This is a genomic window from Mesorhizobium sp. B2-4-15 (genome assembly GCF_006658505.1).
In the GTDB taxonomy this organism is placed as follows: Bacteria; Pseudomonadota; Alphaproteobacteria; order Rhizobiales; family Rhizobiaceae; genus Mesorhizobium.
The window spans coordinates 30,199-53,358 of sequence record NZ_VFUZ01000010.1; the positions used below are offsets into that span (position 1 = coordinate 30,199).

The following is a 23,160-nucleotide window of genomic DNA, read 5'->3' on the forward strand; positions in this document are numbered from 1 at the left end:
TTTGGGACAACGGCATGCGTCAAATGATCCCGAGCGACGTATGGCCAGTTGGCAGGCCCGAAGTAGCCAAGGTGCCGCCCTGACCGATGGCATTCGGCCGGCAAACGCTTGCGCCAGGCGAGGCAGGGCCTATGTCAGGGAAACGAATCCTGCCGGAGCAAAGACTTGATCGCGAGAAAGAGAGCCGCCAATCGCTACTACAGCGGCCCGACCAGCGACCATTTCGACGGCACCTTGTTCTTCAATCCCGATGGCAAGCCGCCTGGCCGCTTTGCCGATCTCCTGAAATGGAAGCTGAATGGCCGGCGCTCGAAATGGCCGGCGGCGCAGCCGAGCCCGTTTCAGCCGGCAAGGCCGGCTGCACGGGTGGAAGGCTCCGATCTGAAGGTTACCATGGTCGGCCATTCCACATTGCTGATCCAAACGGCTGGCCTGAACATCCTCACCGATCCGGTCTGGTCGCAGCGCTCGTCGCCGTTTTCCTTCGCCGGTCCCAAACGCGTCGGTCCGCCAGGCATCGCTTTCGCCGACCTGCCGCCGATCGACCTCGTGCTGGTCAGCCACAACCACTACGACCATCTCGACCTCGCCACGCTGAAGCGGCTGAAGGAAAAGCACGACCCGCTGGTGATGACACCGCTCGGCAACGACACCATCATCAACGCCGCCGTGCCGGGCATGCGGCTGACGGCGCATGACTGGGGCGACAGGGTCGCCGTTGGAGATGGCATCGCCATCCACGTCGAACCCGCGCATCACTGGTCGGCGCGCGGCGCCCGGGACCGACGTATGGCGCTGTGGGCCGGCTTCGTCATCGAGACACCGGGCGGAAAGATCTACTTCGCCGGCGACACCGGCTTCCATGAAGGCATTAACTACCGGCTGATCGCCGGGAAGCATGGCGGCTTCCGCTTCGCCATCCTGCCGATCGGCGCCTATGAGCCGCGCTGGTTCATGGCGCCGCAGCACCAGAACCCTGAGGAGGCGGTGCAAGGCATGCTTTTGTGCAACGCCGCCTTGGCCGCGGGTTGTCACTGGGGCACTTTCCAGCTCACCGACGAGCCATTCGACGAGCCGGTTCGCAAGCTGGCCGAGGCGCTGGACGATCAAGGCATCGCGCCGGAGCGCTTTCGCGCCTTGCGGCCCGGCGAGGTCTGGGACGTGCCTTGAGGCGCATCGGCGATTGCCATTTACGCCGTGGCTGTTTTGCCCCACCATGCCGGCTCAAAGGAACGGAGACGCGTCTCGTGAAAACAATCCTGGCAGCCCTGCTCGCCACCGCCATCTGCACGCCGGCGGCCTTCGCTAGCGAAATCAGCGACCGGGCCGCCGAGGCCGAGAAGTTGCTCCAGTCGGGGGATGGCCCCGGCGCGATGGAAAAATTCAACAGCGCCGAGGAAGCCTTCTGGAAGGCGATGCCGCTTGGCGTGCTGAACCTCAAGCAGGTGGACAGCGCCACCGGCTTCGGCATCTACGGCGAACGAGCCAATCACATCTACAAGCCCGGCGAGAAGATCGTCCTGTACATGGAACCCGTCGGCTATGGTTATGGCTCGGACGGGCTCGGCAACAGCTCCATTGCGCTTTCGGTTGACATCACCGTCGTCTCCGCCGCGGGACAAACGCTGGGCACGATGGAGAAGGTTGGCCGTGTGCAAGTCGCCTCGCGCTCGCACAACCGCGAGCTGTTCTTCAAGCTGGACCTCTCGCTCGATGGCCTGCCGCCCGGCAAATATCGCTGCGACTTCCTCATGCATGACGAGAATTCGGCCAAGACGGCGCCGTTCAGCACCGACATCGAGATCGCCGGCTAATTTCGTAGCCTGGAACCCAAATGCCATGGGGACGTTTTCAAACGGTTTCAAAAATCCGACGTCTGAGGCATCCCCATGATTAAATGGATCATCATTCTTCTCATCATCGCCGCCGCGGCGAGCCTGCTCGGTATGCCGGCGCTCGCGGGAGCCGCGGCCACCGGCGCGCGCGTCCTCATCGGCATCGTTCTGATCATCTTCTTGTTGGTGGTGCTTGGCATCTTCGCGGTGACGTGAGGCCGACGCCTCGGCGCGGCTGAACACGCCGGCAGACTGGTAATTCCCGCCCGTTTCCGCCATATAGCGCCAAACGGATATGGAACGACCGCAAGAAATGGCAGGCATTGCCCCCTTCGCCAAGATGAACGGCATCGGCAACGAGATCATCGTCGCCGATATGCGCAGCCGTGCCGACCGGGTGACGGCGGCGGCGGCGATCGCGCTCAACGCCGATCCCGCGACCCGCTTCGACCAGATCATGGCGATCCATGACGCGAAGACGCCGGGCACTGCCTACTATGTCGACATCCTGAATTCCGACGGCTCGGGCGCGCAGGCCTGCGGCAATGGCATGCGTTGCGTCGTTCAGGCGCTTGCCGCCGAGACCGGCCGGAAGACGTTCACCTTCGAGACCCGCGCCGGCATTCTCACTGCAGAAGAGCATGCCGACGGCTTGATCTCGGTCGATATGGGCATGCCGCGTTTCAGCTGGCAGGAAATTCCGCTGGCCGAAGAATTCCGCGACACCCGCATGATCGAATTGCAGATCGGGCCGATCGACGCGCCTGTGCTGCATTCGCCCTCCGCCGTCTCGATGGGCAACCCGCACGCCATCTTCTGGGTCGACCGCGACGTCTGGTCCTATGAACTCGAGCGCTTCGGCCCGCTGCTCGAAAACCACCCGATCTTCCCCGAGCGCGCCAACATCACCATCGCGCAGGTGACGTCGCCCGAAACCATGATCATCCGCACCTGGGAGCGCGGCGCCGGCCTGACCAAGGCCTGCGGCTCGGCGGCTTGCGCCGCCGTGGTGGCGGCGGCCCGCACCAGGCGGACCGGGCGCAGCGTCAACCTGCTGACCCCCGGCGGCGGCACGCTGCATGTCGAATGGCGCGACGACGACCACGTCATCCTGACCGGTGCGGCCGAATGGGAGTTTTCCGGCAGCTTCGATCCGTCCAACGGCACCTGGGCCCGCGACACCGAAAGCGCGGCCTGATGTCGGCTCTGTCCAAGAGCCCTGTCTTCGAGGGCCCCCTCTCCGAGGCTCCCCGTTCCAATGGCATTGGCGTGGTGACCTTCGGCTGCCGGCTGAACACCTACGAATCCGAGGTGATGCGGCGCGAGGCCGAAAGCGCCGGCCTTGGCACGCTGGCCGGCGGCGCCGTGATCTTCAACACCTGCGCCGTCACCGGCGAGGCGGTCCGCCAGGCCAAGCAGGCGATCCGCAAGGCCCACCGCGACAACCCTAGCGCGCGCATCATCGTCACCGGATGTGCCGCGCAGACCGCGCCACAGGATTTCACGGCAATGGACGAGGTCGATCTCGTTCTCGGCAACGAGGAGAAGCTGAAGGCGAACTCCTACCGTGCGCTGCCGGATTTCGGCGTCAACGATACCGAGAAGGCGCGCGTCAACGACATTTTTTCGGTGCGCGAGACCGCCGGTCATATGGTCGACGCCATCGAGGGCCGGACCCGCGCCTTCGTCCAGGTGCAGAATGGCTGCGACCATCGCTGCACCTTCTGCATCATTCCCTATGGCCGCGGCAATTCGCGCTCGGTGCCGATGGGCGCGGTGGTCGAGCAGGTCAAGCGGCTTGCCGGCAACGGCTATGCCGAGGTCGTGCTGACCGGTGTCGACATGACGTCTTTCGGCGCCGACCTGCCGGGCGCGCCGAAACTCGGCAAACTGGTGAAAACCATCCTCAAGCAGGTGCCCGACGTGAAACGCCTGCGGCTGTCCTCGATCGATTCGATCGAGGCCGACGGCGAATTGCTCGATGCCATCGCGACCGAACCACGGCTGATGCCGCATCTGCACCTCTCGTTGCAGTCGGGCGACGACATGATCCTGAAGCGCATGAAGCGCCGCCATCTGCGCGACCAGTCGATCCGCTTCTGCGAGGATGTGCGCAAGCTGCGCAAGGACATCGTCTTCGGCGCCGACATCATCGCCGGCTTCCCGACCGAGACCGACGACATGTTCGAGAACTCGATGAAGATCGTCGCGGAGTGCGGCCTGACCCACCTCCACGTCTTCCCGTTTTCCCCGCGCGAAGGCACGCCCGCCGCGCGCATGCCGCAAGTGCGCCGCGAAGTGGTCAAGCAGCGCGCCGCAAGGCTGCGCGCCGCCGGCGAGGCGGCCTATCGGCGCCATCTGGCCTCGCTTGCCGGAACACGCCAGTCGATCCTGATCGAACGCGATGGTCTTGGCCGCACCGAAGGGTTCACGCTTGCCGCGCTGGGCACGGGCGCGCCGGGCGAAATCGTCGAGGCCGACATATCGGGCCATGATGGTATCCGGCTGGTCGCGACACCCCTTGCGGCCCGCGCCGCCTGAGAACGCAAAGCATGGCTGGTTTTTTCAAGAAGATATTTTCGTTCGGCAAGAAAGAGGTTGTCGAGGAGCGGATCGACGAGACCGCCCCGCTGCCGCCGATCAAATGGGAAGCATTGGACGCGCTAAAGCCGGCGGCCGAGCAGGCCGTGCCGGAATTCTTGAAGCGCGAGGAGGCGCAGCCAACAGCAGAGACCGCGGCGGCAAGCTCGGGCGAGCTCGCTCCCCACCCTCCCCTCGATGGGGAGGGTCGACGCGAAGCGGCGGGGTGGGGTGATAGCGCCGGCGTTGGCGCCGATCACCCCCACCCCCGAGCCGCGCTCGGGACCTCCCCCATCAAGGGGGAGGTAAAGGACGCGTCCCCGCTGGCGCCTGTCGAGGAGCCGGCACCCGAGCCCATTCCGACTATCCCACCGGCGCCGGAGCCGACGGTTCCGTCCGAGCCCGAAATCCAGCCTGAGCCTGCTCCGGCCGAAGAACCGCAGCCGGTCGAACCCGCCCCGAAGCCACCGGCGCCCGAAATACCCGCCGAAGAGCCAGCGCCGCCAGAAACCCCCGACGTGCCGGTGGTGCCGGAACGCCTCCCGGAACCTGCGCCAGGGGAAATTCCGGCACCTGAACGGCCAGGGATCGCGCCGGAACCCGAGGAACTGCCAGAGCCAGCGCCCGCCGAAGTGCCGGCACCGGTCGAGACGCCGTCGGCGATCCCGTCAGCAAGGCTTCCCCCGGAAGTCAGCGCCGCCCCTCATCCGCCTGCCGGCACCTTCTCCCCGTATAGGAACGGGGAGAAGGGCGCTGATCGCGACGCCGGAACCCCTGTTGCTGATACCGAAGAAGAAGCCTCGACGCTGACGCCCCCCTCTCCCCGTACTTTACGGGGAGAGGGTAAGGGTGAGGGGCGGCGCCAACCTGCGGAAAGTTCCGCACCAACCGCCGAAGCTTCGCCGACGATTGCCGCCCCACCAGCGGAAATCGCGCCTCCCCTTCGCCAACCATCCCCGGTCGAAGCACAGCCTGTCCTTGCCGAGATCGCGCCTGAACCACAGCCGGTCCCGCCACCAGCCCTACAACCGGCATCGGAACCGAAACCCGCCCAGGGCAAGGTAACTGTCTCCAAAAAGGTCGAGCAGAAGGCCGAGCCGGTGAAAGCGCCGGAGCCGGCGCCGCGACGTTCCTGGTTCCAGCGCATGCGGGACGGGCTTGCCCGCTCGTCGCGCGAACTTACCGGCAACATCGCCGGCGTCTTCACTCGGCGCAAGCTTGACGAGGACACGCTGCAGGATCTGGAGGATGTGCTGATCCGCGCCGACCTCGGCATGGAGACGGCGCTGCGCGTCACCGATGCGCTGGCTTCCAGCCGTTATGGCAAGGATGTCTCCGACACCGAAGTGCGCGCCATCATGGCGGCCGAGGTCGAGAAGATGCTGACACCCGTCGCCTTGCCGCTGGAGCTCGATCTCTCGCACAAGCCGCATGTCGTCCTGGTGGTCGGCGTCAACGGCACCGGCAAGACCACCACCATCGGCAAGCTGGCGGCGAAACTGACCGATGGCGGCCTGTCGGTGATGCTGGCCGCCGGCGACACGTTCCGCGCCGCGGCCATCGAACAGCTGAAGATCTGGGGCGAGCGGACGAAATCGCCGGTCATCGCCTCGAAGCTTGGCGCCGACGCCGCCGGCCTCGCCTATGACGCCTTCGAGAAGGCCAAGGAGGCGGGTTCAGACGTGCTGATCATCGACACCGCCGGCCGCCTGCAGAACAAAACCGAACTGATGGCCGAGCTGGAAAAGATCGTGCGCGTGCTCGGCAAGCTCGATCCCGAAGCACCGCACACCGTGCTGCAGACGGTCGACGCCACCACCGGCCAGAACGCGCTCAACCAGGTCGAGATCTTCCGCAATGTCGCCGGCGTCAACGGCCTGGTGATGACCAAGCTGGACGGCACGGCGCGCGGCGGTATTCTGGTGGCGATCGCGGCAAAGCACAAATTGCCGGTCTATTTCATCGGCGTCGGCGAACAGGTCGACGACCTCGAACCTTTCTCGGCAAGCGAATTCGCCAGGGCGATCGCTGGAGTGGCCTGACAAGCATATCCCAGGAAGCCGCTGGCTTTTTGGAGCGCGTAAGAAAGAGACCCCATGAACCCACCTATCCTCGAGCGCGATCCCTCCGATCCGCAGAAAGAGAAGAAGGAAGGCATCAATCCCGTGCTCAAGCTGGTGCTTGAACTCGGGCCGCTGATGGTCTTCTTCTTCGCCAATGCGCGTGGCGAATGGCTGACGCAGAAATTTCCGGTGCTGGCCGAATTCGGCGGGCCGATCTTTGTCGCCACCGGCCTGTTCATGGCGGCAACCGTCATCGCCCTTGCCGTCTCGTGGCTGCTCACCCACACCTTGCCGATCATGCCGATGGTGTCGGGCGTCGTCGTCCTCATCTTCGGCGCGCTGACGCTCTATCTGCAGGATGATATCTTCATCAAGATGAAACCGACCATCGCCAACACGCTGTTCGGCGGCGTGCTGCTCGGAGGCCTGTTCTTCGGCAAGTCGCTGCTCGGCTATGTCTTCGATTCGGCGTTCCGGTTCGATGCGGAAGGCTGGCGCAAGCTCACCTTCCGCTGGGGCCTGTTCTTCCTGTTTCTGGCCCTCGTCAATGAGGTGGTGTGGCGGAATTTCTCCACCGATGCCTGGGTTACCTTCAAGGTCTGGGGCATCATGCCGATCACGCTCCTGTTCACCTTCAGCCAGATGCCGCTGATCCTGCGCCATTCGTTGGACGACAAGACCGGCGGGGAAGAGAAGGCTGGCAAATAAGGCCTGCGAATAAGGGGGGAGAGCCATGGAATTCGTCACCACGCGCGAGGAGCTGAGGACGATCTACAAGACGCCTCGCCCGACCGACGGTTCGATCCGCAAGGAATTGAAGGCACTCGACGGCCACTGTCGTTCCTTCATCGGCAAGAGCCCCTTCGTGCTGATCGGCTCTTCCGACGGCGAAGGCAACGCCGACGTGACCCCGAAAGGCGACAAGCCCGGCTTTGCCGCCATTCTCGACGACCGCACCATCGCCATTCCCGACCGGCCCGGCAACAACCGGCTGGATACGCTGGAGAACATCCTGCGCAATCCCTCGATCGGGCTGCTCTTCCTCATTCCCGGCATGAACGAGACGCTGCGCGTCAACGGCGATGCCCGTATCACTGTCGACGCAACCTTGCGCGAGCGCCTTGCCGTCGACGGCAAGGAGCCGCAAAGCGTCATCGTGGTGTCAGTCAAGGCCACCTACATGCATTGCGCCAAGGCCTTCATGCGCTCCGATTTGTGGAAGCCGGAGAGCTGGTACGACCGCACGACATTGCCAACGCTCGGCCAGATCCTGCGCGACCAGCTGGCACTGGCCGACTCCGCCGAGGCGACCGACCGCTGGCTGGACGACGATTACCGGCAGACCATGTGGTAGGCTCGTACGGACACGATTCGTCCGAACCGGCCTTCTTCACCGTGCTCAACATCATCGCCATCTCCGGCAGCCTGCGCGCCGCCTCGACCAATTCGGCCCTACTGGCGGCCTTGGCCGCCAACGCGCCTGCGGACTGCCGCGTCCAGCTTTATGACGGCCTCGGCCGGCTCCCGATCTTCAATCCCGACGAGGAAGGCGAGCGCACGCCTTCCGAAGCGGCACGCCTGATCGAGATGATCACCCGCGCGGACGGCGTCATCGTCTCCTGCCCGGAATATGCGCATGGCATGCCCGGCGGCATGAAGAACGCGCTCGACTGGCTGGTGTCGGGCGAGGCCGCCGTGGGCAAGCCGGCGATGCTGGTGCACGCCTCGCCGCGCTCGCTCTATGCGCGGGCGGCGCTGGCCGAGATCATGCGCACCATGTCGTTCGCGCTGTTTGGCGGCGGGCTGGAGATTGCCTTGCTCGGCAAGAAGCCGGCCGAGATAGAGATGATCCTCGATGAGGAGGCGAACCGGCAGGCGATGCGCGAGGCCGTGCGGGCTTTCGCCGGCTCTATCCGCGGGCAAAACGTAACGTCGTCATACTAGGGCGGAGCAAGGAGCGCAGCGACGCGCGCAGACCATGGGATCCATGCCGTGACGCCAATGCGTTGCAACGGTTACGGAATTCCGCGCCGCTGCACTCCATGTCGAACGTCACGGAATGGATCCTCGGGTCAAGCCCGAGGATGACGAACGGAAGGGCGCTCCTGACGTTACCGAAGGAGGGCCCCACACTCGAACGTAACCCGCTCTACCCCTTCCGCAGCGTCTCGACATCGGTCTTGCCGACATACCAGTCGCGGGCGTTGACCTCCTCGAAGACCACCCAGACATCGTCATTGCCGAGGCCGGTGGCGTCCATGATGGCGGCCGTGACCTTCCTGGCGATGTCAGCCTTCTTGCCGGCCGGATCGGCGGCGATCACTTCCTTGACGATGCGAATGTTGACGAATGGCATGTCGTCCTCCCCTTGGATTCTGCCGGTTGCCGCCCGGCAACTGTTTCGAAACTCGCTCCGGCAAACCGCATGGCGGTGGTTCCGGTACCCGTGGCGCGGCGGGCGCGGCAGACAGGCGCAGAAACGCCAGCAGAGGCCGCCAGAGAAAAGTTTCCAGTAGCCTCAATAGGTCTTGGCCCCGTTGACCATCAGCCGCACCGAATAGAGCGAGGTGGTGCCGGCGATGTAGAGGCAGTTCAGCTTGGCGCCGCCGAACACGCAATTGGCGGTCACTTCGGGCACCTTGACCTTGCCGATCAGCGTCCCGTCCGGATCGTAGCAATGGATGCCGTCGGCCGCACTGGTCCAGATGCGTCCGTCCGCGTCGAGCCGGAAGCCGTCAAACAGGCCAGCGGTGCAGTCGGCGAAGACCTTGCCGCCCGAAACCTTCTTGCCATGCTTGCCGACGTTGAACACGCGCATATGCGCCGGATTCTCGGCGCTATGCGTGCGGCCGGTGTCGACGACATAGAGCAGGCTCTCGTCGAGCGAGAAGGCGAGCCCATTCGGCCTGACCATGTCGGTGATGACGGCCTCGATCTCGCCTGTCTCGGGATCGACGCGGTAGACATGGCAGGCGCCGATCTCGCTCTCGGCCTTGTCGCCCTCATAGTCGGTGTCGATGCCATAGCTCGGATCGGTGAACCAGATCGAACCATCGGATTTCACCACCACGTCATTGGGCGAGTTCAGCCGCTTGCCCTTCCATTTGGCGGCAATCGTGGTGACCGAGCCGTCATGCTCGGTGCGGCTGACGCGGCGGCCCGAATGCTCGCAGGTGACCAGCCGGCCCTGCCGGTCGACGCTGTTGCCGTTGGAATTGCCCGAGGGCTGGCGGAAGACGCTGACGCTGCCATCGGTCTCGTCGTAGCGCAGCATGCGGTTGTTCGGGATGTCCGACCAGACGACGTAGCGGCCGGCGGCGAACCAGGCCGGCCCTTCCGCCCAGCGGCATCCGGTGAACAGCTTCTCCACCTGCGCGCTGCCATTGAACAGGCGCGCGAAGCGCGGATCGAGAACTTCGTAATAATCTGCGGCCGCCATGCATTTCCTCCCGGCATCACGTGACGCCGGGATCAAGCCAGCCCGCGATCGATCTGGCAAGCCGTGGATTTCGCATTTGTAAGACAAAACGGATTGGGCCAGCCTTTCGCGCTGGCGGGGTCCGACGTGCGGAGGACGCTTTAGGACGCCATTAACCGGCTATGCGCTGCGCGCAATGGTGCATTGCAACATCTTCTTTTTGCAATGCACCATTCCTATGTCATGCTCCGTACCGATCAAGGGAGGAAGAACCGGCCGCGACAAATGCGGCATAGAAGGAACCTTGCCATGATCTTCAACGATCTCATGACCCGCGCTCGCACCAGCATCGCCAAGCGCAAGCAGTACAACCGCCTCGTCGCCGAAATCGACAGCTTCTCCAGCCGCGATCTGGCCGACATGCGCGCCGACCGCTCGGAAATGCTCTACCAGATCCACAAGCAGATCTACGGCTAGTATTCGGTCGGCCAATCACGTTCGTCATCCTTGGGCGTAGCGACGCGTAGCGGAGCGAAGACCCAAGGATCCGTGCCGTGATTTTCGAGAGTTACTGCGGTGCAGGACTTGTGCGCGTTTCGAACCGCACTTCTAACGAATGTCACGGAATGGATTCCAGGGTCTGCGCCGCGTCGCTTCGCTCCTTGCTTCGCCCTGGAATGACGACCGAAGGGGCCGCGTTAACCCGGCGCCGCCAGTGCCTTTTTGATCTGCGGCAGCAGGAGATCCCTCGCCGACTCCGCCGTCAGCGGGCCGACATGCTTGTAGGCTATTCTGCCGTCCTTGCCGATGACGAAGGTTTCCGGCACGCCATAGACACCCCAGTCGATCGCCGTGCGGCCGGCTTCGTCGACACCGATGGCCTGGAACGGATTGCCGAGGTCGCCGAGGAAGCGGCGGGCGTTTTCCGGCCGGTCCTTGTAGTTCAGCGCCGCCATGGCGAAGCGCTTGTCCTGCGCCAGCGCCAGCAGCACCGGATGCTCTTCCCGGCACGGCGCGCACCATGAGGCAAACACGTTGACCAGCGTGACCTTGCCGGCGAAGGCCTTCGAATCGAGCCCCGGCAGGTTTGACCCTTCCAGCGCCGGCAGGCTGGTTTGCGGCGCCGGCAACCCGATGAGCGCCGAGGGCACTTCCGAAATATCGCGTCCCGACAGCAGCTGCGACAGGAACAGTCCCGCCAGGCCGAGGAAGACCAGCAGCGGCAGAAACACGAACAGGCCCCGACGGGGGGGCGGTGTTTCGCTTTCACTGCTCATGACTTCGGTGTCCCGGCCTTGTCGGAACGGCGTCGCACGCCGGCCGCTTCGAGTTCGGCAAGCTCGCGTCTGCGCGCCCGCTGGTCGAGCAGGATCCAGCCGATCAGCCCGGCCAGGACCACGGCGGTGATGCCATAGGCAGCGGTGACATAGAGGGCATGCGCGCTCATGCCGGCCGCTCCATCGACGTCCTTTTTTCCGGCCGGACCGTTTCACCTCGCTCGATCATGCTTTTCCCTTAACGGCCTGCCCGTGGCTTCGCAATCGGCTGCCGCGCCGCGGTCCCAAACCTGCATGGTCGCCGCCCCGACGCATTGATGTCGCGCAAACCCCCTGGCCGACGTCACTCAATCCGTACCATGGCGCAAGGCCAGTGCCGCCGAGACCGGCCCCAGCACGGCAAGAAACAGCGTCAGCGCGGCAAGAATGAGGAAGGGTTGCAGGAACGGGTCGGGATTGGCCGTCGCGCCGTAGCTCGCCGAAACGCCGAAGATCAGCACCGGGATGGTCAGCGGCAGCACCAGCACCGAGATCAGCAGCCCGCCGCGCGGCAGCGCCACCGCCACGGCCGCCCCCGCGGCGCCGATAAAGGTGATCGCCGGCGTGCCGACCAGCAAAGTGAGCGCCGTGGCGCCGATTGCCAGCGGCTCCATGTTCATGAACAGGCCGAGCAAGGGGGCTGCGACCACCAGCGGCAGCACGCTTCCGGCCCAGTGCGCCAGGCATTTCACCAACACCGTCAGAGCCAGCATGTGCCGGTCGTTGCCGAGAACCAGCAGGTCGAGCGAACCGTCCTCACGGTCGGCCTGGAACAGTCGGTCGAGCCCCAGCAGGCAGGACAGCAGCGCCCCGATCCAAAGGATCGCCGGGCCGATGCGGGAAAGCAGCTTCAGGTCCGGCCCGACACCGAACGGAATGGTGGCGATGACGGCAAGGAAGAAGATGACGCCGGTCAGCGCGCCGCCGCCGGCGCGGATCGAGAGGCGGATGTCGCGCAGGAAGAGGGCTAGCATGAGCGGAGCGCCCGTGCGGATCTACCATCCCAACGATGGCGTTCTGTCACACCCCCCTCTGTCCTTCCGGACATCTCCCCCGCAAGGGGGGAGATTGGCAGCTTCGATGGGAGTATTCTTTCTGCAGCGTTAGCGATTGGCGAAAGCAGAGATGACAGCCGATCTCCCCCCTTGCGGGGGAGATGCCCGGCAGGGCAGAGGGGGGCGCCGTAGAGCCCGGACATCAGCCGGCCTCCCCCATCCGCAGCGCCTTTGCCCCCTCGATACCCAACGGCAGATGCGTCGCCGCCACAACAATCCCTCCGTCCCCCAGATGCCTCCGCATCAGCCCCGCGAACCGCGCTTCCGAAGCCTTGTCCAGCCCCGCCGTCGGCTCGTCCAGCAGCCACAACGGCCGATGGCTGACCAGCAGTTTCGCGATCGCCGCGCGGCGCCGCTGCCCCGTCGAGAGATAGCCGAACGGCAGATGGCCGATGCCACCCAGCCCGACCGTTTCCAGCGCCTCTTCGACGCCGACATCTCCGCTGCCATCGAACTCCCGCCAGAAGCGCAAATTCTCGGCCACGCTGAGCGCGGTCTTCATCGCGTTCTGATGACCGAGATAATGGCAGGCCGAAGCGATGGATGGAAACGCCTCACCACCGCCCTCGAGCAACAGACCGCCCTCGGCCTTCGGCAGCAGCCCGGCGATGATCCGGAGCAGGGTTGATTTGCCGGCGCCGTTCGGCCCCGTGACGACCAGCGCCTGGCCCTGGTCGAGCGCGAAGCCAATGCCGGAAAAAACCGATTCGCCGCCGCGTTCGCCGCCCAGATTTTCGGCGATAAGCCGCATCCCTCGCCTGCCCTGAAAACAATGTTTCGCGACCGCTGCCGCGTCGCACAAATTTGCTCCGCAACTGTCTAGAACTATTCCAGAAAATTCTCTATATGCGGTGCATCCGTGCCAGCGGTCGGCGCGGGAACAGAATTTGCGCCGAACCAGCGCACGCGCCGCCTTGAACGGCTCGGGTTGCTTGGGAACGGACAGCGGAAATGGCCGTACCCGCACCTTTGCGCGTGATTGCATGCCATCGGCGTCCGTTCCCTTTCAGGCTGAACAGACAAGGACGGATCGCACGTGTCAAAATCCCTGGATAGTTTCAATTGCCGCCGCACGCTGACCGCGGGCGGTGCGGAGTATGCCTATTTCGATCTCGTCGAGGCCGAGAAGAACGGCCTCACCGGCATCGCCCAGCTGCCCTATTCGATGAAGGTGCTGCTGGAGAACCTGCTGCGCAACGAGGACGGCCGCTCCGTCACCAAGGACAGCATCCAGGCGGTTGCCGGCTGGCTGACCGACAAGGGCACCGCCGGCGTCGAGATCGCCTATCGCCCGGCGCGTGTGCTGATGCAGGATTTCACCGGCGTTCCGGCGGTGGTCGACCTCGCCGCCATGCGCGACGCCATGGCCTCGCTCGGTGGTGACCCGCAGAAGATCAACCCGCTGGTGCCGGTCGACCTCGTCATCGACCATTCCGTCATCGTCGACGAGTTCGGCACGCCGATGGCCTTCGCCCGCAATGTCGAACTCGAATATGAACGCAACGAGGAACGCTACAAGTTCCTGAAATGGGGTCAGCAGGCGTTCCGCAACTTCCGCGTCGTGCCGCCCGGCACCGGCATCTGCCACCAGGTCAACCTCGAATATCTCGGCCAGGTGGTGTGGACCAACACCGAGGACGGCGAAACGACAGCCTATCCCGACACCTGCGTCGGCACCGATTCGCACACTACCATGATCAACGGCCTTGGCGTGCTCGGCTGGGGTGTCGGCGGCATCGAGGCCGAGGCGGCCATGCTCGGCCAGCCCGTTTCCATGCTGCTGCCCGAAGTGATCGGCTTCCGCCTCACCGGCAAGCTGAAGGAGGGCGTCACCGCCACCGACCTCGTGCTCACCGTCACCCAGATGCTGCGCAAGAAGGGCGTCGTCGGCAAGTTCGTCGAGTTCTTCGGCCCCGGCCTGTCCAACATGACGCTGGCCGACCGCGCCACCATCGGCAACATGGCGCCGGAATACGGCGCCACCTGCGGCTTCTTCCCGGTCGACAGCGAGACCATCCGCTACCTCACAATGTCCGGCCGCGAGGAAAGCCGCATCGCGCTGGTCGAGGCCTATTCCAAGGCGCAAGGCATGTGGCGCGAGGCAGGTTCCGCCGACCCCGTCTTCACCGACCTGCTCGAGCTTGATCTCGGCGATGTCGTGCCATCGATGGCCGGCCCCAAGCGCCCCGAAGGCCGTGTCGCGCTCGAAGGCATTCCGGCCGGCTTCGCCAAGGCGATGGACACCGAATACAGGAAGGCGGCGGAAATTTCCAAGCGCTACGCCGTCGAAGGCACCGATCATGATCTCGGCCATGGCGACGTCGTCATCGCCGCCATCACGTCGTGCACCAACACCTCGAACCCGAGCGTGCTGATCGGCGCCGGCCTGCTCGCCCGCAACGCCAATCGCCTTGGCCTCAAGCAGAAGCCGTGGGTGAAGACCTCGCTGGCGCCCGGCAGCCAGGTGGTGGCGGAATATCTGGAGAAATCCGGCCTGCAGAAGGAACTCGATCAGATCGGCTTCAACCTGGTCGGCTTCGGCTGCACCACCTGCATCGGCAATTCCGGCCCGCTGCCGGCGCCGATCTCCAAGACCATCAACGATAAAGGTTTGATTGCCGCCGCGGTCCTGTCCGGCAACCGCAACTTCGAAGGCCGCGTCTCGCCCGACGTGCAGGCGAACTACCTCGCCTCGCCGCCGCTGGTCGTTGCCCACGCCTTGGCTGGAACCGTCACCAAGGACCTGACGTCAGAGCCGCTTGGCGAGGACAGCAATGGCAATCCGGTCTACCTCAAGGACATCTGGCCAAGCTCGGCCGAGATCCAGGAGTTCATCGAGAAGAACGTCACCCGCGAGCTGTTCGCCCGCAAATATGCCGATGTCTTCAAGGGCGACGAATACTGGCAGAACGTCAAGGCGCCGGAAGGCCAGACCTATGCCTGGGACGACAATTCGACCTATGTGCAGAACCCGCCCTATTTCGCCGGCATGACAGCAGGCTTCGGCAAGATCGGCGACATCAAGGGGGCGCGCATCCTCGGCCTGTTCGGCGACAAGATCACCACCGACCACATCTCGCCGGCGGGGTCGATCAAGGCCGCTTCGCCAGCCGGCAAGTACCTCACCGACCACGGCGTCGGCGTTGCCGACTTCAACCAGTACGGCACGCGGCGCGGCAACCATGAGGTGATGATGCGCGGCACCTTCGCCAACATCCGCATCCGCAACCACATGCTGGGCGAGAACGGCCGCGAGGGCGGCTACACGATCCACTACCCGTCGAAGGAAGAGGAATCGATCTACGACGCGGCGATGGAGTACAAGAAGGAAGGCGTGCCGCTGGTCATCTTCGCCGGGGTCGAATACGGCAACGGCTCGTCGCGTGACTGGGCGGCCAAGGGAACGAATCTCCTTGGTGTCCGCGCGGTCATCGCCCAGTCCTTCGAGCGCATCCACCGCTCGAACCTTGTCGGCATGGGCGTCATCCCCTTCGTCTTCGAGGACGGCACCTCCTGGGCCTCGCTCAACCTGAAGGGCGACGAGCTCGTCGAGATCGACGGCCTGAATGCGATCAAGCCGCGCCAGACGATGAACGCCAAGGTCACCTATGGCGATGGCACGGTGAAGAACGTGCCGATCATCTGCCGCATCGATACGCTGGATGAGCTCGACTACTTCAAGAACGGCGGCATCCTGCAATACGTGCTGCGCGATCTCGCTGCCTGAGGCAGCAAGGGAATAGGGCAGTAAGGGAATAGGGCAGTAAGGGAGTAGGGAAGACAGTACCTACTGCCCTACTGCCCTACTGCCCTACTGCCCTACTGCCCTACTGCCCTACTGCCCTACTGCCCTACTGCCCTGCAATAAAAGCCAGACTGCTCAAAGCATTAGCGGGCTCGGCCCAAGTTCCGGCCTGATTCGCCCGCAATAGAGATCGACGCGGGCAAGAGAGTTTGGCACGTGGTGGTGATGCCACCCCCGAATCGAACCGCGTCGTGAAATGCAGTGCCGCTCCTATTGCGGCCTTATCTGCGGCTGCGATGCAAAAAATTTCACCGCAACGTGACTTCCCGTTGACTTGCGCTTCTGCCACATATTTCCGCAAATCAGAACAAAGCCGGCACCACCGGCGGGAATTGGAATGGTCATGGCCTGGCGAAGATCACTGTGGCTGGCAGCCTTTGCGCTGGCCTTCTCGGCGTTTGCCGGTGCCGGCCATGCCGGCGAACCCGAGAGGGTCCAGGCCGAAAAATCCCAACCCGACAGGCCTCTCGGCGTGGTCGAACTTTTCACCAGCCAGGGCTGCAGTTCCTGTCCGCCAGCCGACGCCTTCTTCGCCGAACTTGCCAACAAGGAAGACATTGTCGCGCTCGCCTATCACGTCGACTATTGGGACTATCTCGGCTGGAAGGACACGCTGAGCCGCAAGGAAAACACCGAGCGGCAGAATGACTATATGCGCGCCTTCGGCAGCCGGTCCGTTTATACGCCGCAGGCGGTCATCAACGGCCGCATCCATGTCAACGGCGCCAACCGCGGCGAGGTCAATGGCGCGCTCGCCCGCATGGCCAGGGGTGGCGAAGGCATTCGGGTCCCTGTCAAGGTCAGTCGGAGCGGCGACCGTGTGATCATCGACGCCGGCGACGCCGGCGCCGGCCCCAGCGATGCCCATATCGTCATCGTCTATTTCGAGCCGCCGCAGACGATCAAGATCGCCCAGGGCGAGAACACCGGCCGCAAGATGACCTATTGGAACGCGGTCACCGACATCCAGACGGCCGGCATGTGGCACGGCAAGGCGCAACGCTATGAATTGCCGCTGAGCGAGATTTCCAAGAGGGGCGGTTGCGCCGTGCTGCTGCAGTCCGTCGGCAAGGACGGCATGCCGGGGCCTATCCTGGGTGCCGCTTTCATTCACAGGCCCTGACGGCCTTAGCGAACGGTTCATCGGTTCACGAAGACGCTGAACCTGTCGCCGTCTTCAACGCAATTCCGGGCGCAAACCGTTTCACACTTCCTGGAATTGCTTTGCCGATTGCAACAGGAGTCTGAGCTGTTCGGGAGAGACCGGAACCGGCACGCCAAACCACGGGCATGAAAAAACCGACGTCAGCTTGCTTCTGACGCCGGTTATTCAGGTATTTTGGGATCGTCGCACCCGATTTCTCCAAGAAAAACCGAGGTTGGTTCGATCCGACGCAGACCCGTGGGCGGGGGGCTTGGGGTTTACGAGCCGGTGCCGGACCGAACCGTCTCAGGCAACGCCGGTAAATTCGTCGGACATTGGGGCATGAGCGCGGATAAAAAAAGGCAGAAATGTGGCGAAGCATCACCAATTCCAACAGAACGCATTACAAAAGTGACTGGACGTGTCCGAAAAAGGCGCATCGCCGCTCTCCTCGCCGGCTCTTGCAATTGTAACGCGAAGGGGCCAACTTTGGTTGGCAAAGATTCATTTTGAAGGATCGAGGCATGACTGATGACAGCGGCGGGTCGGGGGATGGTGACGCATCCGCAATATTGATCCCGCTGCACGAGGCGCGACGTGACCGCCTCGACCAGCCGGTGCGCTTCGACCGGCGGGAACTGGATCAGATCCTCAGGCTCTACGGGCGCATGGTCGCCGCCAATGAATGGCGCGACTACGCCATTGATCATCTCACCGACCGAGCCGTGTTTTCCGTCTTCCGCCGCGCCAGCGAAGTGCCGCTGTTCCAGATCGTCAAGGATCCGAAGCTGGCCCGCAAGCAGGGTGCCTTCGCCGTCATCGCGGCGGGAGGGCGCATCCTCAAGCGCGGGCAGGAGCTTGGCCGCGTGCTCGGCGTCTTCGATGGCAAGCTGAAGCTGGTGCAGGCCTAGCTAGAGCAATTCCAGGAAAAGTGCGCAGCGGTTTTCCGTCCGGAATTGCGTAAAGAAATCAATGCCTTATTTCTGCTGCTGAAATCTACGCTCCGGTAGGGAAGCCGGATCAGGCGGCAGTGACGCTCCACCATTCAGTGGCAACTGCATGAACACCGTGTCCAGCCAACGCCCGTGCTTGTACCCGGAGCCTTCGAGGCGGCCTGAATGGCGGAAGCCGAGCTTTTCGTGCAGCCTGACCGAGGCGCTGTCGGCATGGCCGTCGCCGATCACCGCGACGATCTGGCGGAAGCCGACCGCCTCGACCGTCGCGATCAGGCTTTGCATCAGCTTGAGACCGACCCCCTGGCCCTTGGCGTCGGGCGCGATATAGACCGAATCCTCGACGATGAAACGATAGGCCGGGCGCGGCCGGAAGGGACCGGCATAGGCATAGCCGAGCACGATGCCAGCCTTTTCCGCCACCAGATAGGGGAAGCCGCCTGCCGCGAGCGTTTCGAATCGCGCACCCATCTCGGCGCGGCCGGGCGGCTCCAACTCGTAACTCGCCGTGCCGTTGGTTACTGCGTCGGCATAGATTTCGGTGACGGCGTCGAGGTCGGCCGCGGTCGCCGGCCGAATCATGGTAATGCTCATTTTTTATGCAAGCCTTTCATCTGCCTTCAATAACAGCAAAGACCGGCACAAAAGGAAAGGGCGGCCGTTGGGCCGCGCTTCCGGAAGTCGATGGTCCAGTGGGACCGCGGACGAAGCCTTAGCGGCGGTCGCCCATGAACTGCAGCAGGAACATGAACAGGTTGATGAAGTCGAGGTAGAGCCTCAACGCGCCCATGATCGCCTTACGGCCGGCGACGTCGGAAGCGTCACCCTCGAAATACATCTCCTTGATGTTCTGCGTGTCATAGGCGGTGAGGCCGGCGAAGACCAGGACGCCGATCGCCGAGACGGCGAAGGACAGCGCCGACGACTGCAGGAAGATATTGATCACCGACGCGATGATGATGCCGAACACGCCCATGATCAGGAACGAGCCCATCGCCGTCAGGTCGCGCTTGGTCGTGTAGCCGTACAACGACAGCGCGCCGAAGGCGGCGGCGGTGGCGAAGAAGGTCTGCGAGATGCTTGCCGTGGTGTAGACCAGGAAGATCGAAGATAGCGACAGGCCTACCAGGCCGGCATAGACCCAGAATGTGGTCTGCGCCGCCGAAACACTCATCGACTGGACGCGGAACGACAGGAAGAACACGGCGGCGAGCGGCGCCAGTATCACCACCCAGCGCAGCGGCGAACCGAAGATCGCGTAGCCGAACGAGGTCAGCATCTCGCCGCTCGGCAGCGTGGCGACAGCCGAGGCCGGATCGGTCGTGGTCGCCAGCATGATCGTGCCGACGGCGGCAAGGCCGGTGATGAGGAGGCCAAGCCCCATCAAATTGTAGACCTTGATCATGTAGGCGCGCAGGCCCTGGTCGATATCGACGGCGGCGCCGGGCACGGCGCGCGTCTGATAATTGCGAATGGGATCAGCCATTGTAGTCCTCTATTGCTTCTGCCCCGTCCGGTGCGGGTCCTGCCGGATATACATCCGCCGAACCCAGGCGCCGCTGGCGGGGCTCCAGCATGCCTGTGGCGAAATATGATGGTTATTCGCGTCGAGAACAAGACCGTAACGGCGTGTAACGGTTCGTGAAAGCACGAAATCCAGCTCCATCAGTGCCTTCAGGCGGCATTCTTACCAAGATTTAACCCGAGACAGGGCGCGCCGACCGGCGAATCAGAGATTGCGCAGCACGGGTGCCGCCTTGTGGCCGAGCACCCGCCAGGTGCCGGCGAGGCCGATGCCGACGGTGATGACAAGCGAAAACAGGATGGTCGCCACCGCCACCTCGGGCATGAAATGCGATGGCAATGTCATGATGTGGGCGACGATGTACCAGGCCGCGATCCCGCCGGCCGCCAGCGCGAACATCGCCGTGGCCAATCCGATCAGCATGTACTCCAGGGAGAATGCCGTGATCAGCGTTCTCCTGGTGGCGCCCAGCGTCTTCAGCACCACCGCATCGTGGATACGCGCCCGGTTGCCGGCGGCGAGCGCGCCGGCCAGCACCAGCACCGAAGCGATCAGCGCCACGCCGGCCGCCGCCCGGATCGCGGTGCCGAGCTGGCCGACCAGCCGGTTGACGACATCGAGCGCGTCCTTGACGCGCACCGTGATCACCGCCGGGAAAGCGCGGGTGACGGCATTGAGGATGCGGGCATCGTCGGCCGTGGTGGCGCTCTTTTCGGTCAGCGTCGCCATCCAGCCATGCGGCGCGCCGGCGAAGGTGTTGGGCGAGAACACCATGACGAAATTTATGCCCATCGTCTCCCATTCGACCTGGCGGAAATTGGCGATCCTGGCTGTGACGTTGCGGCCGAGCACATTGACGGTGACGGTATCGCCGAGCTTCAGCCCGATCTCCTTGCCCTCCCGCGCCGAAAACGAGACCAGCGGCTCGCCGGTATACTCGTCCGGCCACCAATTGCCCTCGGTCAGCGTCGCGTTTACCGGTTGCCTGGCGTCATAGGTCAGGCCGCGATCGCCTTTGAGCACCCACGCGCCTTCGGCCGGGACCTTGACCTTGTCGACATCGACGCCGTTGAGCGCCATCACCCGCCCGCGCAGCATCGGCACCTTGACCAGCGTCCCCTGTGGCGCCTCCTTGCCGATCAGCGTGGAGAACGCGTCGACATCGCTGCCCTGGATATCGACGAAGAAAAAGTTCGGCGCCCGCTCCGGCAGGCTGCCGGAGATCTGCCGCCGCAGATTGCCGTCGATCAGCGCCAGCGTCACCAGCAGCGTCAGCCCAAGCCCCAGCGACAGCACCACCGACGGCGTCAAGGCGCCTGGCCGGTGGATATTGCCGACGGCGAGCCTGAGCGCCACGAAGCGCACGCGCGGGCTCTTCCTTGCCACCCATTGCACCAGCCCGCCGACCAGGCGCAGCACCAGGAAGGCGAAGATAGTGGCGCCGACGAAGATCGAGGCGATGCGCTGGTCGCCGGAGAACAGGATGGCGAGCGCCGCCAGCAGCAGCGCGATGCCGATCGCCGACGCGACATAGATCGGGCGCGGAAAGCCGCGGCCTTCCAGGCCCATCTCCCGGAACAGCGCGGTTGCCGGCACGTCGCGGGCGCGCCCGAGCGGCAAAAGCGCGAAGGCCAGCGTCACCAGCAGCCCGAACAGCGCCGCCATGGCGAGCGCGCCGGGGTAGAAGCCGCCTTGCGCCGGCACCGGAATGACGGACTGCAGCGCGGCACTTGCCACGAACGGCATCAGCGCTCCGAGCACCAGGCCAAGGACAATGCCGAGCAGGGCGATTATGAGAATCTGCACGAGATAGACGGCAAAGACGAAGCCGCCGGAAGCGCCCAGGCTCTTGAAGGTCGCGATGACGCCGCGCTTGCCGTCGAGATAGGCGCGCACCGCATTGGCGACGCCGACGCCGCCGACCACCAGAGCCGTCAGCCCGACCAGCGTCAGGAATTGCGAGAAGCGCTCGATGTTGGACGACAGCGCGGGTGCCGCATTGCTACGCGTGCGGATCGACCAGCCGGCCTCGGGGAAATCCTTGGCGGCCTGGTCCTGGATGGCCTTGAGCCGCGCCTCGTCGGCATCGGCGGGCAGCCGGATCTTGTAGGCATTTTCGACCAGGCTGCCCGGCTGGACCAGCCCGGTGGCCGCCAGGCCTTCGGTCGAGATCATCAGCCTTGGCGCGAAGCCGAAACCGTCGGACACGGCGTCCGGCTCGGTCACCAGCCTGGCGCGCAGTTCGAAGGTGGCGGTGCCAAGCTTCAGCCGGTCACCAGGCTTGAGATGCAGCCGTTCGAACAGCAGATCGGGTGCGGCCGCGCCAAAGACGCCGAATTCCTCGCCGAAAAGTTCCTGCTTCGTCAGCTTCGGTTCAGTTTCCAGCGCGCCATAGAGCGGATAGGCATCGTCGACCGCCTTGGCCTCGACCAGCGCTTGGTCGGTTCCGTCGGCCAGCCGCGCCATCGAGCGCATGCTTGCGGTGCGCGAAACAGCGCCCAGCCCGTCGAGGAAACCGCGCTCCGCCGGGCTGGCGTCGCGCTGGTTGATCTGGAAACGGAGATCCCCACCAAGCAGCGTCTGGCCCTGATTGGCAACGCCGGCGGTGATCGAGCGGGCCACCGAATTGACGCCGCCGATCGCCGCGACGCCGAGTGCGATGCAGGCGAGGAAGATCAGGAAGCCGGACAGGCCGCCGCGCATCTCGCGCAGCGAGAAGCGGACGGCAAGCTTCAACATCCGCGCCAACGGCATCAGGCGGTGACCTTCAACGGCTCCGACGCCTCGATCCGGCCGGAGCGCATCGAAACCTGGCGCGAGCAGCGCGCCGCCAGCGCCGGATCATGGGTGACCAGCACCAGCGTCATGCCACGTTCGGCCGCCTTGGCGAACAGAAGGTCGGCGACCTGCCGCCCCGTCGCCTGGTCGAGATTGCCGGTCGGCTCGTCGGCGATGAGAATGCGTGGGGAAGGCGCCAGCGCCCGGGCGATCGCCACGCGCTGCTGTTCGCCGCCCGACAATTCGCCGGGGTAATGGGTGACGCGGTCGCTCAGGCCCACCGCCGCCAGTTCCCGTTCCGCCACCGAAAACGGATCGGCATGGCCGGCCAGCTCCAAGGGCACCGCGACATTTTCCAGCGCCGTCATGTTGGGGATGAGATGAAAGGACTGGAACACGATGCCAATGTTTCGGCCACGAAACGAAGCGACCTGATCCTCGCTCCTGCCGTTGAGCAGCTCGCCAGCGATTCGTACCGTGCCCGAATCGACCCTTTCCAGTCCTGCCAGCACCATCAGGAGAGTCGACTTGCCGGAGCCCGAAGGGCCAACGATGCCGGTTGCCTCGCCATGCGCCACCTCGAGGCTGACGCCTTTCAGTACATGGACCGACGAAGCGCCTTCGCCGAGCGTCAGCGATACGTCTTTCAGCGCGATGACCGCTTCTGTCAAAATGAAAGCGTCCTATA

Annotated in this window: 23 protein-coding genes; 13 read left to right on the top strand and 10 right to left on the bottom strand. The window is 64.3% G+C overall.

The window, feature by feature from the left end; all coding sequences use genetic code 11:
* Positions 1–165: 165 nt before the first annotated feature.
* The 9 genes from FJ930_RS13905 (at position 166) to FJ930_RS13945 (ending at position 8,422) form a co-directional block, all read left to right on the top strand.
* A complete protein-coding gene (locus FJ930_RS13905; protein WP_141838356.1) occupies positions 166–1,170 on the top strand; it encodes an MBL fold metallo-hydrolase in 1,005 nt (334 codons plus the stop codon).
* A 77-nt stretch (positions 1,171–1,247) separates the two neighbouring features.
* The gene (locus FJ930_RS13910; protein WP_141838358.1) at positions 1,248–1,814 is read left to right on the top strand and encodes a hypothetical protein; all 567 of its coding nucleotides are present in this window, start codon (positions 1,248–1,250) and stop codon (positions 1,812–1,814) included.
* Between the two features lie 75 nt (positions 1,815–1,889).
* Entirely contained in the window at positions 1,890–2,051 is a 162-nt protein-coding gene (locus FJ930_RS13915) for a DUF1328 family protein (protein ID WP_140696027.1), read from the top strand.
* A gap of 97 nt (positions 2,052–2,148) precedes the next feature.
* On the top strand, positions 2,149–3,033 hold the full coding sequence (gene dapF / locus FJ930_RS13920) for a diaminopimelate epimerase (protein WP_141838360.1): 885 nt from the start codon (positions 2,149–2,151) through the stop codon (positions 3,031–3,033).
* Positions 3,030–4,376 (top strand): tRNA (N(6)-L-threonylcarbamoyladenosine(37)-C(2))-methylthiotransferase MtaB, encoded by a 1,347-nt coding sequence (mtaB, locus tag FJ930_RS13925; RefSeq protein WP_181763380.1) that lies wholly within the window; start codon positions 3,030–3,032, stop codon positions 4,374–4,376. Before dapF ends, mtaB begins: the two co-directional genes overlap by 4 nt.
* A gap of 11 nt (positions 4,377–4,387) precedes the next feature.
* Complete coding sequence (gene ftsY, locus FJ930_RS13930; RefSeq protein ID WP_141838363.1) at positions 4,388–6,457, top strand: signal recognition particle-docking protein FtsY; 2,070 nt, start codon at positions 4,388–4,390, stop codon at positions 6,455–6,457.
* 54 nt (positions 6,458–6,511) lie between these two features.
* Positions 6,512–7,186 (top strand): septation protein A, encoded by a 675-nt coding sequence (locus tag FJ930_RS13935; protein ID WP_141838365.1) that lies wholly within the window; start codon positions 6,512–6,514, stop codon positions 7,184–7,186.
* Positions 7,187–7,211: 25 nt separating this feature from the next.
* Positions 7,212–7,832, top strand: a complete 621-nt coding sequence (locus FJ930_RS13940; RefSeq protein WP_141838366.1) for a pyridoxamine 5'-phosphate oxidase family protein — start codon at positions 7,212–7,214, stop codon at positions 7,830–7,832.
* A gap of 41 nt (positions 7,833–7,873) precedes the next feature.
* The gene (locus FJ930_RS13945) at positions 7,874–8,422 is read left to right on the top strand and encodes an NADPH-dependent FMN reductase (RefSeq protein WP_141838581.1); all 549 of its coding nucleotides are present in this window, start codon (positions 7,874–7,876) and stop codon (positions 8,420–8,422) included.
* Between the two features lie 205 nt (positions 8,423–8,627).
* Here FJ930_RS13945 and FJ930_RS13950 read toward each other — a convergent pair whose 3' ends face one another.
* On the bottom strand, positions 8,628–8,834 hold the full coding sequence (locus FJ930_RS13950) for a 4-oxalocrotonate tautomerase family protein (RefSeq protein ID WP_127280266.1): 207 nt from the start codon (positions 8,832–8,834) through the stop codon (positions 8,628–8,630).
* Positions 8,835–8,996: 162 nt separating this feature from the next.
* Complete coding sequence (locus tag FJ930_RS13955) at positions 8,997–9,917, bottom strand: SMP-30/gluconolactonase/LRE family protein (RefSeq protein ID WP_141838368.1); 921 nt, start codon at positions 9,915–9,917, stop codon at positions 8,997–8,999.
* Positions 9,918–10,205: 288 nt separating this feature from the next.
* Here FJ930_RS13955 and FJ930_RS13960 point away from each other — a divergent pair, with 288 nt between their 5' ends.
* Positions 10,206–10,373, top strand: a complete 168-nt coding sequence (locus FJ930_RS13960) for a hypothetical protein (RefSeq protein ID WP_140610188.1) — start codon at positions 10,206–10,208, stop codon at positions 10,371–10,373.
* A gap of 221 nt (positions 10,374–10,594) precedes the next feature.
* On the opposite strand, the gene FJ930_RS13965 is transcribed toward FJ930_RS13960, so the two are convergent.
* From FJ930_RS13965 to ccmA, 4 genes are all read right to left on the bottom strand, one after another.
* Positions 10,595–11,173: a DsbE family thiol:disulfide interchange protein gene (locus FJ930_RS13965; RefSeq protein ID WP_141838370.1), complete on the bottom strand. Its 579-nt coding sequence runs from the start codon at positions 11,171–11,173 to the stop codon at positions 10,595–10,597.
* Positions 11,170–11,343: a heme exporter protein CcmD gene (gene ccmD / locus FJ930_RS13970; RefSeq protein WP_140740229.1), complete on the bottom strand. Its 174-nt coding sequence runs from the start codon at positions 11,341–11,343 to the stop codon at positions 11,170–11,172. Before ccmD ends, FJ930_RS13965 begins: the two co-directional genes overlap by 4 nt.
* 177 nt (positions 11,344–11,520) lie before the next feature.
* Positions 11,521–12,186 carry a heme exporter protein CcmB gene (gene ccmB, locus FJ930_RS13975; RefSeq protein ID WP_141838372.1) on the bottom strand — a complete coding sequence of 222 codons (666 nt, stop codon included), beginning with the start codon at positions 12,184–12,186 and terminating at the stop codon, positions 11,521–11,523.
* A gap of 223 nt (positions 12,187–12,409) precedes the next feature.
* Complete coding sequence (gene ccmA, locus FJ930_RS13985) at positions 12,410–13,018, bottom strand: heme ABC exporter ATP-binding protein CcmA (RefSeq protein WP_141838583.1); 609 nt, start codon at positions 13,016–13,018, stop codon at positions 12,410–12,412.
* A gap of 285 nt (positions 13,019–13,303) precedes the next feature.
* On the opposite strand from ccmA, the gene acnA reads away from it, so the two are divergent.
* The 3 genes from acnA (at position 13,304) to FJ930_RS14000 (ending at position 18,127) form a co-directional block, all read left to right on the top strand.
* Positions 13,304–15,994 carry an aconitate hydratase AcnA gene (gene acnA, locus FJ930_RS13990; RefSeq protein ID WP_141838376.1) on the top strand — a complete coding sequence of 897 codons (2,691 nt, stop codon included), beginning with the start codon at positions 13,304–13,306 and terminating at the stop codon, positions 15,992–15,994.
* A 415-nt stretch (positions 15,995–16,409) separates the two neighbouring features.
* Positions 16,410–17,195: a thioredoxin family protein gene (locus FJ930_RS13995; RefSeq protein ID WP_141838378.1), complete on the top strand. Its 786-nt coding sequence runs from the start codon at positions 16,410–16,412 to the stop codon at positions 17,193–17,195.
* A 545-nt stretch (positions 17,196–17,740) separates the two neighbouring features.
* Positions 17,741–18,127 (top strand): DUF2794 domain-containing protein, encoded by a 387-nt coding sequence (locus tag FJ930_RS14000; protein ID WP_141838380.1) that lies wholly within the window; start codon positions 17,741–17,743, stop codon positions 18,125–18,127.
* A 66-nt stretch (positions 18,128–18,193) separates the two neighbouring features.
* On the opposite strand, the gene FJ930_RS14005 is transcribed toward FJ930_RS14000, so the two are convergent.
* The 4 genes from FJ930_RS14005 to FJ930_RS14020 form a co-directional block, all read right to left on the bottom strand.
* Positions 18,194–18,763, bottom strand: a complete 570-nt coding sequence (locus FJ930_RS14005) for a GNAT family N-acetyltransferase (protein WP_141838381.1) — start codon at positions 18,761–18,763, stop codon at positions 18,194–18,196.
* Between the two features lie 118 nt (positions 18,764–18,881).
* Positions 18,882–19,655, bottom strand: coding sequence for a Bax inhibitor-1/YccA family protein (locus FJ930_RS14010; RefSeq protein ID WP_140695999.1), 774 nt, complete (start codon positions 19,653–19,655; stop codon positions 18,882–18,884).
* 243 nt (positions 19,656–19,898) lie between these two features.
* Entirely contained in the window at positions 19,899–22,448 is a 2,550-nt protein-coding gene (locus tag FJ930_RS14015; protein WP_141838384.1) for an ABC transporter permease, read from the bottom strand.
* Entirely contained in the window at positions 22,448–23,143 is a 696-nt protein-coding gene (locus FJ930_RS14020) for an ABC transporter ATP-binding protein (RefSeq protein WP_140740255.1), read from the bottom strand. The genes FJ930_RS14015 and FJ930_RS14020 overlap by 1 nt, the downstream gene beginning before the upstream one ends.
* Positions 23,144–23,160 lie beyond the last annotated feature (17 nt).

What these genes read in the sequence shown, in the direction of transcription:
- FJ930_RS13915 (WP_140696027.1), top strand. Translation starts at nt 1,890, where the DNA reads ATGATTAAATGGATCATCATTCTTCTCATCATCGCCGCCGCGGCGAGC.
- dapF (WP_141838360.1), top strand. Translation starts at nt 2,149, where the DNA reads ATGGCAGGCATTGCCCCCTTCGCCAAGATGAACGGCATCGGCAACGAG.
- ftsY (WP_141838363.1), top strand. Translation starts at nt 4,388, where the DNA reads ATGGCTGGTTTTTTCAAGAAGATATTTTCGTTCGGCAAGAAAGAGGTT.
- FJ930_RS13935 (WP_141838365.1), top strand. Translation starts at nt 6,512, where the DNA reads ATGAACCCACCTATCCTCGAGCGCGATCCCTCCGATCCGCAGAAAGAG.
- FJ930_RS13940 (WP_141838366.1), top strand. Translation starts at nt 7,212, where the DNA reads ATGGAATTCGTCACCACGCGCGAGGAGCTGAGGACGATCTACAAGACG.
- FJ930_RS13950 (WP_127280266.1), bottom strand. Translation starts at nt 8,834, where the DNA reads ATGCCATTCGTCAACATTCGCATCGTCAAGGAAGTGATCGCCGCCGAT.
- FJ930_RS13955 (WP_141838368.1), bottom strand. Translation starts at nt 9,917, where the DNA reads ATGGCGGCCGCAGATTATTACGAAGTTCTCGATCCGCGCTTCGCGCGC.
- FJ930_RS13960 (WP_140610188.1), top strand. Translation starts at nt 10,206, where the DNA reads ATGATCTTCAACGATCTCATGACCCGCGCTCGCACCAGCATCGCCAAG.
- FJ930_RS13965 (WP_141838370.1), bottom strand. Translation starts at nt 11,173, where the DNA reads ATGAGCAGTGAAAGCGAAACACCGCCCCCCCGTCGGGGCCTGTTCGTG.
- ccmD (WP_140740229.1), bottom strand. Translation starts at nt 11,343, where the DNA reads ATGAGCGCGCATGCCCTCTATGTCACCGCTGCCTATGGCATCACCGCC.
- ccmB (WP_141838372.1), bottom strand. Translation starts at nt 12,186, where the DNA reads ATGCTAGCCCTCTTCCTGCGCGACATCCGCCTCTCGATCCGCGCCGGC.
- ccmA (WP_141838583.1), bottom strand. Translation starts at nt 13,018, where the DNA reads ATGCGGCTTATCGCCGAAAATCTGGGCGGCGAACGCGGCGGCGAATCG.
- FJ930_RS13995 (WP_141838378.1), top strand. Translation starts at nt 16,410, where the DNA reads ATGGTCATGGCCTGGCGAAGATCACTGTGGCTGGCAGCCTTTGCGCTG.
- FJ930_RS14000 (WP_141838380.1), top strand. Translation starts at nt 17,741, where the DNA reads ATGACTGATGACAGCGGCGGGTCGGGGGATGGTGACGCATCCGCAATA.
- FJ930_RS14005 (WP_141838381.1), bottom strand. Translation starts at nt 18,763, where the DNA reads ATGAGCATTACCATGATTCGGCCGGCGACCGCGGCCGACCTCGACGCC.
- FJ930_RS14010 (WP_140695999.1), bottom strand. Translation starts at nt 19,655, where the DNA reads ATGGCTGATCCCATTCGCAATTATCAGACGCGCGCCGTGCCCGGCGCC.
- FJ930_RS14015 (WP_141838384.1), bottom strand. Translation starts at nt 22,448, where the DNA reads ATGCCGTTGGCGCGGATGTTGAAGCTTGCCGTCCGCTTCTCGCTGCGC.